This window comes from Psychrobacter sp. PP-21, assembly GCF_033790785.1.
Lineage (GTDB): Bacteria > Pseudomonadota > Gammaproteobacteria > Pseudomonadales > Moraxellaceae > Psychrobacter.
Window position 1 is genome coordinate 642,548 of record NZ_JAMYEB010000001.1, and the last position, 18,495, is coordinate 661,042.

General features: G+C 42.9%; 14 protein-coding genes. 8 read left to right on the forward strand and 6 right to left on the reverse strand.

Features of this window, described 5'->3' with window-relative positions; genetic code table 11:
• Window positions 1-30 precede the first annotated feature (30 nt).
• From NJD71_RS02645 to NJD71_RS02660, 4 genes are all read left to right on the forward strand, one after another.
• Complete coding sequence (locus tag NJD71_RS02645) at window positions 31-1,278, forward strand: acyl-CoA dehydrogenase family protein (RefSeq protein WP_319050442.1); 1,248 nt, start codon at window positions 31-33, stop codon at window positions 1,276-1,278.
• Between the two features lie 183 nt (window positions 1,279-1,461).
• A complete protein-coding gene (locus NJD71_RS02650; RefSeq protein ID WP_319050372.1) occupies window positions 1,462-2,703 on the forward strand; it encodes a phosphotransferase family protein in 1,242 nt (413 codons plus the stop codon).
• A gap of 37 nt (window positions 2,704-2,740) precedes the next feature.
• Window positions 2,741-3,505 carry a histidine phosphatase family protein gene (locus tag NJD71_RS02655; protein WP_319050373.1) on the forward strand — a complete coding sequence of 255 codons (765 nt, stop codon included), beginning with the start codon at window positions 2,741-2,743 and terminating at the stop codon, window positions 3,503-3,505.
• Between the two features lie 143 nt (window positions 3,506-3,648).
• A complete protein-coding gene (locus NJD71_RS02660) occupies window positions 3,649-4,518 on the forward strand; it encodes an SDR family oxidoreductase (RefSeq protein ID WP_319050374.1) in 870 nt (289 codons plus the stop codon).
• A gap of 98 nt (window positions 4,519-4,616) precedes the next feature.
• On the opposite strand, the gene NJD71_RS02665 is transcribed toward NJD71_RS02660, so the two are convergent.
• The 5 genes from NJD71_RS02665 to NJD71_RS02685 form a co-directional block, all read right to left on the reverse strand.
• Window positions 4,617-6,317: an AMP-binding protein gene (locus NJD71_RS02665; protein WP_319050375.1), complete on the reverse strand. Its 1,701-nt coding sequence runs from the start codon at window positions 6,315-6,317 to the stop codon at window positions 4,617-4,619.
• A 655-nt stretch (window positions 6,318-6,972) separates the two neighbouring features.
• A complete protein-coding gene (locus NJD71_RS02670; RefSeq protein WP_319050376.1) occupies window positions 6,973-8,670 on the reverse strand; it encodes an AMP-binding protein in 1,698 nt (565 codons plus the stop codon).
• 585 nt (window positions 8,671-9,255) lie between these two features.
• Window positions 9,256-10,050: an ABC transporter permease gene (locus NJD71_RS02675; RefSeq protein WP_319050377.1), complete on the reverse strand. Its 795-nt coding sequence runs from the start codon at window positions 10,048-10,050 to the stop codon at window positions 9,256-9,258.
• 194 nt (window positions 10,051-10,244) lie between these two features.
• Window positions 10,245-11,006 (reverse strand): ABC transporter ATP-binding protein, encoded by a 762-nt coding sequence (locus tag NJD71_RS02680; RefSeq protein WP_319050378.1) that lies wholly within the window; start codon window positions 11,004-11,006, stop codon window positions 10,245-10,247.
• Window positions 11,007-11,084: 78 nt separating this feature from the next.
• The gene (locus NJD71_RS02685; RefSeq protein WP_319050379.1) at window positions 11,085-11,717 is read right to left on the reverse strand and encodes a hotdog domain-containing protein; all 633 of its coding nucleotides are present in this window, start codon (window positions 11,715-11,717) and stop codon (window positions 11,085-11,087) included.
• A gap of 217 nt (window positions 11,718-11,934) precedes the next feature.
• Here NJD71_RS02685 and xthA point away from each other — a divergent pair, with 217 nt between their 5' ends.
• The 3 genes from xthA (at window position 11,935) to NJD71_RS02700 (ending at window position 14,851) form a co-directional block, all read left to right on the forward strand.
• Window positions 11,935-12,759 carry an exodeoxyribonuclease III gene (xthA, locus tag NJD71_RS02690; protein ID WP_319050380.1) on the forward strand — a complete coding sequence of 275 codons (825 nt, stop codon included), beginning with the start codon at window positions 11,935-11,937 and terminating at the stop codon, window positions 12,757-12,759.
• Between the two features lie 68 nt (window positions 12,760-12,827).
• Window positions 12,828-14,051 (forward strand): bifunctional glutamate N-acetyltransferase/amino-acid acetyltransferase ArgJ, encoded by a 1,224-nt coding sequence (argJ, locus tag NJD71_RS02695; protein WP_319050381.1) that lies wholly within the window; start codon window positions 12,828-12,830, stop codon window positions 14,049-14,051.
• Between the two features lie 401 nt (window positions 14,052-14,452).
• Window positions 14,453-14,851: a DUF4377 domain-containing protein gene (locus NJD71_RS02700; RefSeq protein ID WP_319050382.1), complete on the forward strand. Its 399-nt coding sequence runs from the start codon at window positions 14,453-14,455 to the stop codon at window positions 14,849-14,851.
• Between the two features lie 139 nt (window positions 14,852-14,990).
• Here the strand turns inward: NJD71_RS02700 and NJD71_RS02705 are convergent, their stop codons facing one another.
• A complete protein-coding gene (locus NJD71_RS02705) occupies window positions 14,991-16,427 on the reverse strand; it encodes an L-serine ammonia-lyase (RefSeq protein ID WP_319050443.1) in 1,437 nt (478 codons plus the stop codon).
• Between the two features lie 536 nt (window positions 16,428-16,963).
• Here NJD71_RS02705 and NJD71_RS02710 point away from each other — a divergent pair.
• Window positions 16,964-18,412, forward strand: coding sequence for a solute carrier family 23 protein (locus NJD71_RS02710; RefSeq protein WP_319050383.1), 1,449 nt, complete (start codon window positions 16,964-16,966; stop codon window positions 18,410-18,412).
• Window positions 18,413-18,495: the final 83 nt, after the last annotated feature.

Sequence of the window (18,495 nt, forward strand, 5' to 3'; positions counted from 1 at the left end):
AGGAAGTCATTTATGTCTAGCGACAATTTAATGTTTACCGCAACGGAACATGGTCAAGCCATGCATGCCAAAGTCAAAGCGTTCATTGAAACGCATATTGAACCCATCGAAGCCCAATTCTGGGAAGAATGTCATAAGAAAAATCCTGATGGTAACTGGGAAAACTGGGAATGGCCAGACGCTTATGACAACCTACGCAAGCAAGCACGCGAAGCGGGTTTATGGAACTTATTCTTACCTGACGACACCTTAGGTGCAGGGCTTTCTGTCACTGACTATGCACCAATTGCAGAGCTGACGGGTCGCAGTTTGCTCGCGCCGCATGTGTTTAACTGTAATGCGCCTGACAGCGGCAATATGGAGCTATTATGGCGCTATGGTACGCAAGAACAGCAAGACAAATGGCTCACGCCGCTATTAGAAGGTGAGACCCGCTCAGTGTTTTGTATGACTGAGCCTGATGTGGCCTCAAGCGATGCCACCAATATGCAAGCAACTGCTGTGGTCGATGGTGATGAAATTGTCATTAACGGTAGCAAATGGTGGTCATCGGGCCTTGGCGATCCTGCGGTTGATATTTTGATTGTGATGGCCTATACCGCGGATGAAAGCGCAGATCGTCATCATCAGCACTCGATGGTACTGGTACCAGTCAATACTGCGGGTGTGAATATTAAACGTATGCTTAAAGTGTTTGGCGATTATGATGCGCCGCACGGTCATGGTGAGATCAGCTTTGATAATGTACGTGTGCCCGTCAGTCACTTTATTGGTGGGCCGGGTAAGGGTTTTGAGATTGCACAAGGCCGCTTGGGGCCAGGTCGTATTCACCATTGCATGCGTTGTATCGGTGCGGCTGAAAAATCACTAGAATTGGCTGTTAAGCGCGGCATGTCACGTACCGCTTTTGGTAAGCCATTACTACAATTGGGCGGCAACTTTGAGCGTATCAGCGATGCCCGTATCAAGATTGATCAAGCACGCTTACTAACCCTTTACGCGGCGCAAAAAATGGACGCCCAAGGTACCAAAGCGGCATTGACTGAAATCTCTGCTATTAAAGTAGTCGCGCCAACGGTATTACAAGAAGTGGTCGACATGGCGATTCAAATTCATGGCGGCATGGGTGTATGTCAAGACACGATGCTACCAGGGTTCTATGCCCAAGCCCGTGTACTACGCCTCGCAGATGGCCCTGATGAAGTACACCAAACGATGATTGCCAAGCTAGAGCTAAAACGTCAAGGTTTTAGTCGTTCTAAATCTGACAAAGCTTAAGACTCATCAATAGGTGTGAGTAAACCTGAAGTTGCTCATACCACTATTGCCGAAAATAAAAAAATTGAAAATTCACTATTAACGATTTAGTAGTGAATTTTTCATCACTAACAGTAGCTCATTGCTATTAAATAGTTGACTACTGGCTATAAAAATACATGATCACACGATAAGGAATGTCTCATGGCAACTGATAATAAAGTACTTGATAAAGGCGGTGCCGTACGTGAAGGTGAAGAGCTTGATGCTACAGCAGTGAGCGAATGGCTTCGCAGTCAGGGTGTCGATGTCGTAGGCGAGCCTAAAGTTACTCAGTTCTCTGGCGGAGCGTCAAATTGGACGTATCGATTACAATATGAAGGTGAAGGTAAAAACCAGGATCTTATCTTACGCCGTCCACCAAAAGGTACCAAAGCAAAATCTGCTCATGACATGGTACGTGAGCATACAGTTCAAAAGGCATTGAAAGACGCTTATCCTTATGTACCTGAAATGGTTGCATTATGCACTGATGAAGCTGTCATTGGTGCTGATTTCTATGTGATGGAGCGTATGGAAGGTATCATTCCTCGAGCCAACTTACCAAAAGGCGTTGAGCTGGATCCTGTACAAACTCGTCTGCTTTGTACCAATGTTTTAGATGCGTTGGTAGAGCTACACCAGATAGACTATACAGAGCATCCTGATTTGGTCGATTTAGGACGCGGTGATGGTTATTGCGAGCGCCAAATTAGTGGCTGGGATAAACGTTACGTCAAAGCAAAAACACCTAACGTACCGAGCTTTGCATTGGTCAGACAGTGGCTTAAAAAACACACACCTGCGGATAGCAAAACGTGCATTATTCACAATGACTGGCGTTTTGACAATGTCATACTCGATGCGGATGAGCCGACCAAGGTGATTGGTGTACTCGATTGGGAGATGGCAACCCTTGGTGACCCATTAATGGATCTGGGTAGTGCATTGGCCTACTGGATTGAAGAAGATGACAATATTGTTATGCAGCAGTTCCGTCGCCAGCCAACTCACTTAGAAGGCATGATGACGCGTGATGAAGTGGTTGCTTATTATCTAGAAAAATCTGGACTCAAGATAGATAACTGGACCTTTTATGAAGTGTTTGGGCTGTTTCGTCTATCAGGTATTATTCAGCAAATCTACTATCGCTACTATCACAAACAAACCACCAATCCAGCATTCAAAAATGCATGGCTTGCTATACATGTCATGCATGCCAAATGTCTAAAACTGATCGCCCAATATGAAGGCGAAGCGCTGTTCAATACACACGTTCAGCCACATTTAGAAGACAGAGGGGTAGATGCCGCTACTATCGAGCAACTGCCGAGCCCTGTACAGAAGGTTGTCAAAAGTATTTTACCGAAAGGGTATTTCGCAAAATCATCTCACACTCCTGAATAAACTGTACTTTGGTAAATATGACAAAAGGTAATAAGTTATGACAACCATACTTTTAGCCCGTCACGGCCAGGCTTCTTTTGGTCAAGAAAACTACGATCAACTCTCAGAGTTAGGTAGTATTCAAGCAAAAATGCTAGGTCAGCACTACGCTGCAACGCAGCGCCGTATAGATGCAATATTCACTGGTAATTTGGTTCGCCAGCAAGATTCAGCACGCCATTTTTGGGAGGGCTATCAGCCCTTTGTTTGTACCAATAACGGCGATGGCAAACCTACGATGCCAGCAATCGATTTTGATCAGCCCAATAGCTATATCGTGCCACAATTCGATGAGTTTAATCACAAAGACGTCTTTATGAAGTCAACTGACGGACTCAGTAATCGAGCCGATATCTCAGCTGAAATTGCTAAAGCGGAATCACCAGCCACGCGACTGGCAGAATTATTCGATCAGGCAATGCAGCGCTGGCACGGTGGTAACAATGATCAAGATTATGTTGAAAGTTGGCCACAATTTAATGAGCGTGCGCAGCAAGCGCTTGAGCAAGTACGTGCAAAAATAGCAAATATGAGCTTAGATCAGGACAGTACAGTACTTGTGTTTACGTCGGGCGGTGTTATTGCTGCAATCACTGCGCAGTTGTTACGTCAAGGCAGCCAGACAGCCTACCAGTTGAATAAAAGCTTGGTTAATACGGGCGTGACATCCATCACTCTAAAAAAACAGAGTACTCGCTTGCTGTCTTTAAATGAATATAGCCATTTATTCTCTGAAGGCAAGCCATTTGTGACATGGCGATAAACTTGTTAGTGATACGATGTTGTGTATACCTAAATGAAGTACATTGTTTGTGCGTGAAGTACACCGTCTGTGCTGATAAGATGCACTGATACAAGCGGACATGACGTTAACGCTATTCATTACTGATATTCAAAGGACTGTATATGCAAAATAAATTGATAAATTTGGTTGCCAAAAGTGCCCGCAATAGTAAAAACCAGTTAGTCGGTGCAGTTCAACCTGCACGTTACTTAAAAGGTCTGAACAGGCAACAAGTAGGCAAGGGTAAAACGGTACTTATCACAGGGGCAAGCTCAGGTTTAGGCGAGGGGATGGCGAGACTTTTTGCCAAATTAGGGTATAACCTGGCAATATGTGCGCGCCGTACGGATCGTTTAGAGCAGCTAAAGTCAGAGCTAACGGCGCAATACCCTGATATCCGTATTGAGTATCGTGCTTTAGATGTCAGTGACTACGATGCGATTTTCCAAGTATTTGCGGCTTTTACAGAGGACTTCGGTAGTATTGAGCGCGTAGTAGTCAATGCTGGTATTGGTGACAGTCGCCGAATTGGTCAAGGGCATTTCGAGACCAATCGCCGTACTGCAGATATCAACTTTGTGGCAGCATTGGCACAGTGTGAAGCGGCAATGAGCATCTTTCGTGCCCAAAACAGTGGACACTTAGTAGTGATATCAAGTATGTCAGCTATGCGCGGACTGCCTAGACATCTAACTACCTATGGCGCGAGCAAGGCTGGCTTGGCTCACTTAGCAGAAGGTATTCGCGCGGATATGCTATTGACTAAATTACCCATCAAAGTATCTACTATCTATCCAGGGTATATCCGTACAGAGATCAACGAGGGCTCCAAGCCATTGCCATTCGAGGTTGATGCAGATACTGGTACCAAAGCGATTGTGGCAGCGATTGAAGCGGAAGTAGATGAAGCCTGTGTACCAAGTCTACCGTGGTCAATGGTCAGTCATGCGATGAAACATTTGCCGTTGCAAGTAATGAGTAAATTAAGCTAATAGAGTAAAATGGCAAAATATTAGATATGACAAACAAAACAGCCCACTATTATGATAGTGGGCTGTTTTGTATTTATCCAAAAATCATAGTATGAGTACTATAGTGTTTGTGGGTTGTCTGCAATATGCTGCTCACGCAGCTTTTGACGTAGTACTTTGCCCACATTACTTTTTGGTAGTTCACTGACAAACTCAATATGACGCGGGCATTTGTAACCGGTCAAATTATCCAACGCAAACTCTTTAATGTCCTCTTTAGTGACGTTGTTGTCTGCAGGTACGATATAGATTTTAACGGCTTCACCTTGATGATTATCAGGAATGCCAATGACAGCACAGTCGACAATACCGTCGCAATCAAGCATGACCGCTTCAATCTCATTGGGGAACACGTTGAACCCTGATACTAGAATCATGTCTTTTTTGCGATCCAGCAAGGTGATATAGCCTTTTTCGTCCATGCTAATGATATCGCCAGTACGGAAATAGCCATCACTGGTGAAGTCGTTCGTATTGTCTTTGTTGAAATAACCGGAAGTAATGTTAGGACCTTTGATGCACATCTCACCAGCTTGATTTAATCCAACACGTTTACCGTTATCATCAACTACGATGATGTCAACGCTCGGAACTGGTATACCGATTGTACCGTTGAACTTGCGATCAGTAATGACGTTTGCGGTACCAGCTGCAACACCTTCAGTCATACCCCAACCTTCAACCATCGGGCAGCCAGTCACTTCTAACCAACGGGCTGCTGTTTGCTCGGTTGCTGCCATACCACCGGCTTGCGTGATACGCAATGAGCTAAAGTCCAAATCTTTGAAGTTTGGCTGATCAAGTAAACCTTTAAACAAGGTATTTACAGCAGGGAAAATATGGAATGGTTGTTTTGATAACGTTTTGATAAACCCTGGCATATCACGTGGGTTAGGTATCAGCACAAAGGTATAACCTGAACGCATACCAAGCAAGCTAAGCATGAATGCAAAAATATGATATAGCGGCAATGCCATCACCATATTGATATATACCTCATTGATATCTGAGGTAACTGGACGATACCATGCTTCTGATTGCATAGCAGCAGCGACGACGTTACGCTGAGTCAGCACGGCACCTTTAGATAACCCTGTTGTTCCACCAGTATATTGCAAGATAGCTTTTTGCTGCATGGTGGCTTTAGGTGCTTGAATAGGGAGGTTCTTACCTTTCTTAAGCACTTCAGGAAATTTGGTAACATGGTACTTAGGATCGTTAAGGTTGTATTTAGGTACTAAGCGTTTGACCTGACGGATAACGGTATTTACCAAAATACCTTTTAAGCCCATCATATCGCCCATTTTTGAGAGGACAATACGCTTGATATTAGTCTCTTCAATGACTTGCTCTAGCGCTTGAGCGAAGTTGTCGACGACAAAAATAACCTGAGCACCAGAGTCATTTAGTTGATGACGCAGCTCACGGCCAGTATATAAGGGGTTGACAGGGGTACAAACGTAACCTGCGCGTAAGATACCAATCATAGTTGGTAGATACTGTGGTACGTTTGGCATCATAAGTGCCACAACACTACCTTTGGGTAGGCCTTGAGCTTGTAACCATGCCGCCACTGCAAGTGATGCCTTATCAACGTCACCATAAGTATGAGTAACACCCATACAAATAGTCATAGGATGCATACGAAAACGGTTAAAGCACTCTTCATATAGCTCTATGAGGCTTTCATATTGGTCAGGATTAATAGTCTTGGGTACATTGTCTGGGTATTGAGCAAGCCAAGGTTTATCTACTGTCATGCCTAGCGTCCTTAAATTAAGATAAGCTAAGGTTCTATAGAGAAGTAGTCACATCCATGTCAACAATATAAGTCACTGCCTTATAAGCAGTGCATTGTCGAGTGCTATCCTATTTTTCACATACAGCTAAAATACAGAGGCCTTTATAAAGTTTTATTTAACTACTAAGAGTAAGCCGTTCGAATAGCAGACATCTGAGTAGATTAAACAACTGGTTACTGATTCTACAATCAAAACATTCATTTAGAGCAGTAGCAATAATGTGTCTTATATTTAGCTTAGAATCAAATTAAATCGATAGAAAGCATAGTGACACATTGCGGCATTACATTAACACAACTACAACTAATTTTGTTATTGCTATACAAGAACTTAATAGTTTATATTTAAGTTTGATATAACAAAAAAAATATGTTGCAAGTCAAAAAAGATAAGTGGTTATTTTAAATGGATAAAATTATTGATAAGATTTGAAAGCCTAAAAATTGATACGAGCCAAAAATCAACAGCATCGTAAAACTAACAGAGCAGTTACAGCATTATAAGTTCTTGTATATAAAAAATCACTACAAAAAAAGCCCCGCATTAAATGCGGGGCTTTTTTTCTGAAATCATGAATTAATATGACATGATGTTCGGGATCAACATAGACCACTTATAGCTGAGGGTGCTCAGCATTATGTTTTTCACGTAGTTTTTGACGTAGTACTTTACCGACATTACTTTTCGGCAATTCGCTGACAAACTCAATATGACGCGGACATTTATAGCCAGTTAGGTTGTCTAGTGCAAAATCTTTGATAATTTCTTTAGTCACATTGTTGTCTTCAGGAACCACGTATATTTTGACAGCCTCACCCTGATGGCTATCAGGAATACCGATTACTGCACAGTCAAGGATACCATCACAGTCGAGCATGACAGATTCGATCTCATTTGGAAACACATTAAATCCTGATACCAAGATCATGTCCTTTTTACGATCTAATAGTTTGATATAGCCCTTATCATCCATACTAACGATGTCTCCAGTACGGAAGTAACCGTCACTAGTAAAATCACCACTACTATCTCGGTTTAGATATCCAGAAGTTACATTAGGTCCTTTGATACATAATTCGCCGCCTTCGTTCAGTTTTACCTGATTGCCTTCTTCGTCGATAATGATGACATCTACGCCAGGGGCAGGCACGCCAATGGTGCCATTAAACTCACGGTTTGTAATCACGTTCGCTGTGCCGACGGCAACACCTTCCGTCATACCCCAACCTTCAATCATTGCGCAGCCAGTCACCTCTAGCCAACGTTTGGCAGTTTGCTCGGTTGCAGCCATGCCGCCAGCCTGTGAAATACGAAGCGAGCTAAAGTTTAAGTCTTTAAAGTTTGGATTATCTAATAGCCCTTTAAAGAGAGTGTTGACGGCGGGGAAGATATGGAACGGTTGTTTTGATAAGGTTTTGACAAACCCAGGAATATCACGCGGATTGGGTACCAGTACGAAGGTATAACCTGAGCGCATACCCAGTAGACTAAGCATAAAAGCAAAAATATGATACAGCGGTAGCGCCATAACCATATTAATATATACCTCATTGATCTCCGAGGTGATAGGTCGTGTCCATGCTTCTGATTGCATTGCCGCTGCCACAACATTGCGCTGCGATAAAATAGCACCTTTAGAGAGCCCTGTGGTACCACCTGTATATTGTAAGAATGCTTTTTGGTCTAACGACATTTTTGGCTGCTGGAAAGGTAGGTTTTTACCTTTCTTCAATACGTCAGGAAATTTGGTGACATGATATTTAGGGTCGTTGAGGTTGTACTTAGGAACTAAGCGTTTGACCTGACGGATAATGGTATTCACTAAAATACCTTTTAAACCCATCATATCGCCCATTTTCGATAAGATAATACGTTTGATAGAGGTCTCTTCAATGACTTGCTCAAGCGCTTGTGCAAAATTATCGACCACAAATATTGCTTGTGCACCAGAGTCATTAAGCTGATGTCGTAGCTCTCTTCCAGTATATAGCGGGTTGACAGGGGTGCAAATGTAACCTGCACGCAGGATACCGATCATGGTTGGTAAGTATTGGGGTACGTTTGGCATCATAAGTGCCACGACACTACCTTTAGGTAAACCTTGCTCTTGTAGCCATGCTGCTACTGCCAGTGATGCTTTGTCGACGTCATTATAGGTATGGGTCACACCCATGCAGATGCTCATCGGATGACCGCGAAACCGGTCAAAACATTCTTCGTACAGCTCCATAATGCTACTGTATCTATCAGGATCAATAGTTTTTGGTACACCTGCGGGATATTGAGAAAGCCAAGGTTTGTTCGGCATCATGGTCAGCGTCCTTGCAATTTAGGATGGGTTAAAGTGTTGTAAGAAAGTAGCCATCTGTACGTAAATATAACAAAACAACAGTAACCTACTTTATCTTCTGCTGTGTTCGACAACGTCCTTGTCTATCGACTGGCTGCTCACTTGTGTTGCTGTTGTTCGATGCTTCTTAATTACCAAAGCAATTGGTTAATTAATTAAGTAACGTTGAACGAGTAGATAACCACCTAAGAGAAATTATAGATATTTCAGATAAGTATTATCTGCTCTTTGCAACTGAGGTATCAAAAAAGCGATACATTTAAGCAATACATTAGCATGAATAGCGTTGAAAACAACAACAGAAATCAAAACTGAGCAGTCTATATATAAAGCTAAAAAAACTGAAAAATATATTACGTACAAGTATCTGCCAGATATGAGAGGTGCTTTGTTTATCACAATGGATGTACGAATAGGAAATGAATATTCTATAAATTGATCTCACGATGAGATTTGTCACGGAGCCAGTACTACTCGACGATATCATAAACGCTTTAGAGCGGTGAAGTCTGATCGTCAACTCATAAAGAGGATAGAAAGAGGAAACTACTGGGGAAGCATAAATTGCTTGCTCCTATTAAAAAAGCGTCGATAAATCAGCAAAGCACTGATAGTACAACCAAGCGTGCTACTTGCACAGATCAAAAACATAGTGACAATCTGATAGCGAACAGCCTGTGTAGGATCAGCACCTGCCAATATCTGACCGGTCATCATACCTGGTAAGCTGACAATACCGACGACTAGCATAGAATTCAGTGTTGGGGTCATACCATTGGTTATTGCTGCGCGTATCTGTTCATGTACTGCCTCAAATGGCTTCGCAGAAAGGCTGAGCATCATCTCAATACGCCCTTGCTGCTCGTGAAAAGCTTCAATCAACTGGTTGCTGGTCAATGAGATAGCCGTCAAAGAGTTGCCCAGTATCAAACCTAGTACAGGAATGATGAATTGCGGTGTATACCAAGGTTGAATCCCTAAAATAACCACAATAGCTATCGCGGTAACGAGCACAGCCGAGGTGCTCACTGCTAATAAGGTGTCAGTTAGTAAACCCTTATAGCTGCGTTTAACACGATTTTTTGCAGCACTGCCTGCAATAAGCGTCATGATAGTCAAAATTAGCAAAACTTCATACCATTGTTCACGTGCAAAAATCCACGCCAGGATCAGACCAATAAAGCTCAACTGTACGATGGTACGGACAGCCGCGATTAAGAGTGTCTTTGTCAGTTTTAAGCGCAGCTGCCATGACACCAAAAGCACGATAATAATTAGACCGCTGGCAAGAGCGATATCACCATAAGTTAGTAACACTTGCATATCATCTGTACCAGTCATAGGTGCTCATTATATTGTTAATCCACTATAAAAGAGCTACAGCGTTAACCTCGCTTGAAGTATGACATATATATCTGCACTCGGTTGTCTTGTAGCACTCTTAGATTGGATCAACTCTAGATATGAAAAAATAAACGAGTAAAAAAGTGGGGGTAAGGGAGATTAAACTGCTTATCTATCGTTGGGTAATTGTCTCAAGATATCTCAGTTAAGACACCCGCCTGCATTTGCCAATGTCTATTGGCCAGCGGCATGATGTCTTTAGTATCGTGAGTGACCCACAGTAATGTGCGCTGTTTATTGGCCTGTAACCAGCTCATCAGCAGAGTTACCAATTGTGCTGAAGTATCAACATCCAGTGCAGCTGTTGGTTCATCTAGCAATAACACTCTTGGATTCAGTTGTAATAGACGCAACGTATTGACGAGTTGACGCTCACCACCAGATAGATGATAGGCTTCTTGCTGCAAAAACTCTGCATTTCTATTGAGCGTCTCAAGCTGGGCAACATGCCAGTCGATATCAAAGCTTTGAGACTGATGTGCTTGTAGTTGATAAGGCATCTTTAGGTTGTCAAGGACACGGCCTTCCATCAGTTGCGGGTGCTGAGCAAGTAAAGCAACTTGTTTGCGCCATTCTGTAGGCTCAATGACTTCAATACTGTCACTGCTACAAGACGCGCTGCTACTCTGTAAGAGAATATCACCAGCACTCATTGGCAGTAACCCTGCAAGCACGCGTAACAATACGGATTTCCCACTACCAGAAGCCCCTGTCAAAACAGTTATTTGACCTGAATGTAGCTCGCCACTTGCGCAACTGATTAGTGCGCTGTTATTAGCCGCCCAGTCATCGGGCGTCATATTGTTCTTGAGCTTACCTGACCAGGTTTGATATATTTTTTGCAGAGTAAAAGCATTTGCTCGTGTGCCTGTTGTAGCTTTATTATCAGACATGCTGACTGCTCGTCTGCCATATACCCAGAGAGTGTCAAATGCAAGCAAGGGCTTACTAGTATCTATAATCATAAAGTGCTATTGGTGTCCACTCATTTGCGCGCTAATCGCTTGCCCAATACTATCGCGCAGTTGTTTTGGTACACGAATAGGGCGCATTGGGGGGGTATTCACTGTCGTGTCAGTTTTGTTATTGTCTGTTTGCTCATTGGCCATTGGCTCTGGTTTGACAAGATTCTGTACACAGGCGATGACGATCTTGGTGCTGCTTAATAGCTGACTACTGATTGTTTTGGCAGTGTCATCATCAGATAGGGTTCGATGAATGCTTTGATAAAATATCATGCTGGCAGGTTTTAGCTCTACTTTATCGATACGGACACTGATGATTTCATCTAAGAGAATGGCTCTTTTGTATTGTAAATCTGCCTGACTCACAACAAAATGCTGTACATCGCCATCATCAGTCTGCAAAAAATAACCATTTAGACCCAGCTTGGTAAACCAATCGCGGCGACAGTTTTCAAAAAATACTAGATGGTTGGCATGATAAACTATACCGCCAGCATCAGTGTGGTTGATGTAGACGTTATAGTCTTTAGCAAATAGTGGTTCGATATTGTTATTAGGGGCTGTGTTATTAAGTGCTGTGTTATTAAGGGCTGTGTTATTAAGGGCTGTATTTTTATTTTTGTGCTCAGTTGTCGTCATAATGGTGCTCAGTATTTTAATAAGTCTTGTTTAATGAAAACGCTATATATGTTTGTACCAATAAAAAAGCGTCTATTATATTTATAATAAGAGCTACTCTAGCTCAAGATATAAGGCCGTGCAACTGCTCGAACAGACGAGGTCTGTTATCATAGACATTTATAGCGCATTCGTTTTTATTAGCATCGTATTTTAACCAATCAGTATAGGACAATTTATGACCCGTTTTGTCAGTTTTAATATTAATGGTATCCGTGCTCGCCAGCATCAGCTTGAGGCGGTGCGTGAAGTAATCAATCCTGATGTCATGGGTCTACAAGAGACCAAAGTCCATGATGATCAGTTTCCACTTGATAATATAGAAAGCTTGGGCTACCACGTAGAGTATTTTGGGCAAAAAGGACATTATGGTGTGGCACTACTATCGAAAACTGCCCCTATATTTGTACAAAAAGGTTTTCCTGGTGAAGATGTAGAGGCGCAAAAGCGTTTTATCCATGCGCGCTATGAGATCGAAGGACGTGAGATAGATGTGCTCAATGGCTATTTTCCACAAGGAGAGAGTCAAGATCATCCGACCAAGTTTCCGATGAAGCGCGCTTATTATGCCAATTTGATGGCTTATATTGATACGCTAAAGGCAGAAGGTCGCTCACTCATTGTAATGGGTGATATGAACATTGCACCAGAAGACATTGATATTGGTATCGGTGAGGTTAATGCAAAGCGCTGGCTGAAAAATAGAAAGACCTCGTTTTTGCCAGAAGAGCGTGAGTGGTATTCAGCATTGATGTCACGTGAATTGACTGATACATACCGTTTGCATTATCCCGAGAGCACAGAGTTATATAGCTGGTTTGATTACCGCAGTCGCGGTTTTAATGATGAGCCTAAGCGCGGTTTACGTATTGATCATATTCTATGCACATCTGATCTTATTAGTGAGTGTATCGATGCTGGAATCAGCTATGAGCTACGCGCTATGGAAAAACCCTCTGACCACGCACCAATTTGGTCGGCATTTGATCTAAAAAAACCGTAATATGCCTATAGTGTTTATTACGTTACCCTTAAAAACAACGATAACAATTAAAAAGTAAGGATTTTATTATGGCTGTTGGAAACGTAGCAGTACCTGATACCATCTATCCGATTGACGGCATTAGACTCAGTGCGACCGCAGCAGGCGTGCGCTACAAAAACCGTGATGACTTGGTTGTCATAGAAATTGCGGAACAAGCGACCACGGCAGTTGTCACGACCAAAAATACATTTTGTGCCGCACCTGTACGCATATTACGTGAGCACTTTGCCAAGTCCAGTCCTCGTTATTTAGTCACTAATACTGGTAATGCGAATGCAGGTACAGGCGCTGATGGCAAACGCCGCGCCGTTGACATCTGTACAGCCTTAGCTGATAAAGCAGGCGTAGATACTCATGCGATATTGCCGTTTTCTACTGGTGTGATTGGCGAGCCGTTAAATAGTGATGCAGTCATTGCAGGTCTAGATGATGCGTTGGCAACTTTAGCTGATGATAGCTGGCTGGCTGCCGCTAATGGTATTCGAACGACAGATACTATTCCTAAACTTACTAGCCAAAAGATTGAGGTGTCAGGTACCAGTTATCATATCACTGGTATGTCAAAAGGCTCAGGCATGATACGCCCAAATATGGCAACCATGCTCGGCTACGTAGCAACGGATGCCAATATTGCCGCTGACTTATTGCAAGAGATGTTGAGCGCTATTAATGAGCAGTCTTTTAATCGCATTACCGTCGATGGCGATACCTCAACCAATGACTGCTGTGTATTGATTGCAACAGGGGCTGCCAGCTCAGATGTGATTGATAGTCCAGCACATCCACATTATCAGCCTGTCTTTGACGCATTGACCCAAGTCTTTGTGCGTCTGGCACAGTTGATTGTACGTGATGGTGAGGGCGCGACTAAGTTCATGACGGTCAAGGTTACTGGCGGTCAGACCACACAAGAGTGCTGCGATGTGGCTTACGCAGTGGCGCATTCGCCGCTAGTAAAAACCGCCTTTTTTGCAAGTGATGCAAACTGGGGACGTATCCTAGCAGCAGTTGGTTATGCGGGTATCGACGACCTAGACACTGAGCAAGTTGATGTGTATTTAGATGAGGTCATGATTTGCCAAAATGGTGGTGTTGCGCCGAGCTATACGGAAGAGGCGGGCAAAGCTGTCATGAGCCGCGCTGAGATTACTATTCATATTGATCTTGCTCGTGGTGAAGCTAGCGACACAGTCTATACCTGTGATTTGTCTTACGACTATGTCAAGATCAATGCTGATTATCGTAGCTAACAACTCTAACCCAAAATAATTCTCGAATACGTTAAAAAAAGGCCAAAGCAATACTTGCTTTGGCCTTTTTAGTTTCTAATCCTTTTTGCATTCTAATGTATGCCGAGTATCAAAACACTCTGTTATTTAATACGTACTATTAACATGAGTTGCAAAAGCTGACGTTAGTTTACAAAGCAGTCATAGAGAGTAGGTCGGTTTGCAGCATATACTTGCCTAAGTAAATAAATGGCACTGTTTATAAGATACTTATAATATCGATAATAAAAAGAGACTTTGTGAAAAAGTATACTTGGATTGTTATCGCTTAATTAGCAACATAGCTGTCATAGAAAAATAGTTTCAGTAATAAATCTAGACACACAATAAATAATTATTACCACTCACTTGAGGAACACACAATGAAAAAACTAGCACTCGCAGCATTGATGACAACTTTCGCCCTTTCTGGTTGCTCTACTATGAGCATGGATGACGAGCGCACGATGGTTGTTGAAGGGCAGCCTATGAATGTAAAAGTGGTTAATATCCCAAGTTTCGAAGTTGAGATCGCACCGCGCAAAGCAGTTTGTGATCTGACTGCAACAGATGGCAGTATGGTAGAGTCACAGTGCTTACAGTATCGTCAAACCTATCAGAAAAACTACACGACTCTAAATGGTAACATTCAAGGCTTTACTTATGAGCCAAACTATCGTTATGTTCTAGATGTACGCCAAGAAGCAGTCGTTGCTGAAGGATCGAACATGGTGCAGCCTGTTTGGATTCTAAATGAAGTGGTTTCAAAAACTGCTGAGTAATTCTAATACTTAACGTCATGACATAGTGTCATGATGCTATTCATAAAAAAGACCTCTAGTTTTTTAGAGGTCTTTTTTGTTGTTAGCACGGTATCTTTTTTCAGTTATTATCTACTATTAGCACAACCAATAACTCAGATTAGCATTGACTGTAGTTAACGCTAACACCGCGAGTGGCAGTAGGAATTCTGTTATCAGCGTAAACAGCAAGCCCACCACGTGCAGTCTCTTTATATTTATCAGACATATCTGCGCCTGTCTGCTTCATGGTTTCTATGGCCTTGTCCAAAGAGACAAAGTGCTGACCATTTCCTCTACAAGCTAGGCGTGCAGCATTAATCGCCTTGACCGCACCCATCGCATTACGCTCGATACAAGGTACTTGTACCAGACCACCAATAGGGTCACAGGTTAGGCCTAGGTTGTGTTCAATACCGATTTCGGCGGCGTTTAAGCATTTGGCTGGTGTGCCGTCCATGATCTCTGCTAATGCTGATCCTGCCATCGCACAAGCAGAGCCCACTTCACCTTGACAGCCGACCTCGGCACCAGATATAGATGCATTTTGTTTGATTAGACTACCGATAGCAGTGGCGTTCAGCAAGAACTTACGAACGCCGTCTTGGCTATAGTTGGGCAAAAAGTCACGGTAGTAGTGCAGTACGGCAGGAATAATACCTGCGGCGCCGTTGGTTGGTGCTGTCACGACCTTACCGCCATTGGCATTTTCTTCATTGACGGCGAGTGCGTATAAGTCTACCCAATCCATAGCGGCGAGTTTATCCGTTTTGGTGATAGGCTGATCTTTTTCAGCGCACAGTTGTACGTGCAAATCTTGTGCACGGCGCTTAACATCTAAGCCACCTGGCAAGATACCACCATTTTCACAGCCTTGCTTTACACAGTCTTGCATGACCTCCCAAATACTATCTAAGTAAGCAAATATCTCTGCTTTATCATGGAAGTGGCACTCATTTGCCAGTACCAATTCGCTAATACTCAAGTCATGCTGACGACATTGCTCTAGAAGTTCTGCTGCGTTGTTGAACGGGTAAGGCACGCTATCGATGGTTGGGCTGGCATGATCTTCGTCTGGGTCGGTAGCATCTTCTTCATTGATAACAAAGCCGCCCCCAATCGAATAGTAGGTCTGTTGATAGCGAGTGCCATCGTTTGATATGGCGCGCAGTGTCAGTGCGTTAGGATGGTAGGGCAATACAGTGTCATCGTACCAATGAATATCCTGCTCTGTATCAAAGGCAATGGTGTGAGTACCTGATATGTTCAATATTTTGTCAGAAAAAATAGGAGACAAGTAGCTGCTACTCATACGCGTATCAATAGTGCTCGGCGTATGACCTAGTAATCCTAGCAATATGGCCGTATCCGTGGCATGTCCTTTTCCTGTTGCCGCCAGCGAGCCATAAAGCTCGATTTCTATCTTAGTAACGGCTATCAGTGCTATCTGTTTGGTTAATGAGTCCAAAAACAAGTTGGCGGCTACCATTGGCCCGACAGTATGTGAGCTTGATGGACCAATTCCGATTTTAAATAAATCAAAAACACTAATCATAATAAGTTACCGAAAAATTTAAGAGCCTTAGCAATCCTCACGATTACATTGAGCACTTTTATTGAGAATATAACAGACGGTTATCGCCCGCAGCCACCATTAATAGGGGCATGCGAGACACTGTCTATAAAAGGTTTAACACGAAAGAGTACAAGTGATGACTGAATAATAACTTTTATTTATTTTGAAACTCCGCTATCATGCTCGGAGTCAACGACTATGTAACATCCTGTAAGTAAATATCGCTACTGAGTATGCTAGCGTGCAAAAGGGTAAGTATGTTTTTGACAACACTTTTAACCTTATGCAGCTATCAAGACTTGGCTATCATACCAAATGATACTTTTGGTTTGTCATATTACAACATAAATGAATGAATTAAGATGACATATTATTGATAGGGGACATTAGGTTTCTTCGATTTAAATCATCTGTAACTTACGCGGTTTTGTTGGTCAGTCTATCAACCTCATTCAGTTTTTATCTCATTAGTTATTTTAGCCTATTACTTTAGCTCAGCTCACATAGGACAAGCGCGCATGCCATCACAAAAAGACCCATCATCAGCTCCAGAGAACAGCGCTCAAGATCAGTCAGCTCACAATGCATTAGAGGCTGCAGGTATTGATTCCGCAGCCATAAACTACCCAAAAAATCCAGATTTTGAAAATGGTCGCTGGTTTCCGACATGGCGAGCCTACAAAGGTAACTTAGATCGTGATCCAGTTGGTATTAATGAATATCTGCCACCATCAAAGAGTGTCTTGCTAGGGATACAGCATACGTTTGCAATGTTTGGTGCGACCGTACTTGCGCCATTATTGATGGGATTTGACCCTAACCTAGCTATCTTGATGTCTGGTATCTGTACGGTGATGTTCTTTATGATCACTGGTGGACGTATGCCAAGTTACTTGGGATCGAGCTTTGCGTTTATTGGGCCCGTCATTGCGGTGACCGCTTATGCAGGGGCAGGGTTCAATGATAATTTGAATGTCGCGCTAGGCGGCATCATGGCTTGCGGTATTATTTATGCGCTAATTGGTTTGCTGGTGATGAAGACGGGTACAGGCTGGATTGAGCGTTTGATGCCGCCCATTGTGACTGGTGCCATCGTTATGATTATTGGTCTGAATTTGGCACCAGTGACCATTCAGGGTGTCTCTGCCAATCAGTTTGATGCTTGGATGGCCACGTTGACGGTATTACTCATTAGCAGTGTAGCGATATTTACGCGCGGCATGTTACGCCGTCTGTTATTACTGGTAGGTTTGGTGCTGTCCTATTTTGCTTATTTTGTCATGACCAATGTTTTAGGGTTTGGTACGCCAATTAATTTTAGTACGGTCGCCGCTGCCTCATGGTTGGGGTTACCCAGTATTCATACCCCAAGTTTTGAGATGAGCGCTATTATTTTAATTGCTCCTGTTGCCTTTATTTTGGTAGCTGAAAATTTAGGGCATTTTAAGGCAGTAGAAGGTATGACTAAAGCTCGTGTCACCCCTTATATGGGTCGAGCGTTTTTGGCGGATGGTTTGGCCACGACTTTTTCGGCTGGATTTGGTGGTACAGGGGTAACCACTTATGCGGAAAATATTGGTGTGATGGCAGTTACCAAAGTATATAGCACAACAATATTTGTCGTTGCAGGTATCGTTGCAATTATACTGGGTCTATCACCGAAGTTTGGGGCGATTATCCAAACGATACCAGCTGCGTTGTTGGGCGGTGCGTCTATTGTGGTATTTGGTCTTATCACGGTGGCGGGGATAAAAATCTGGATAGACAGCAAGATCGACTTCAGTAAAAACAGCAACCTCATTATCGCGGCAGTGACCATAATCATGGGTACGGGAAACTTTAGCTTGCACTTAGGTGGTTTTGATTTGGGCGGTATTGGTACGGCTACCTTGGCTGCTATCGTATTAAATGCATTGTTTAACCAAAGCGCTGAGACTAAAGCAACTAAGCAATCATTGGCTAAATAATTAGACTATATAATAAGTCAATCTGAAATGCTTAAATAAGTAATACAGTCTATCATGCCAATAAAAAGCGCCCATACTATTGA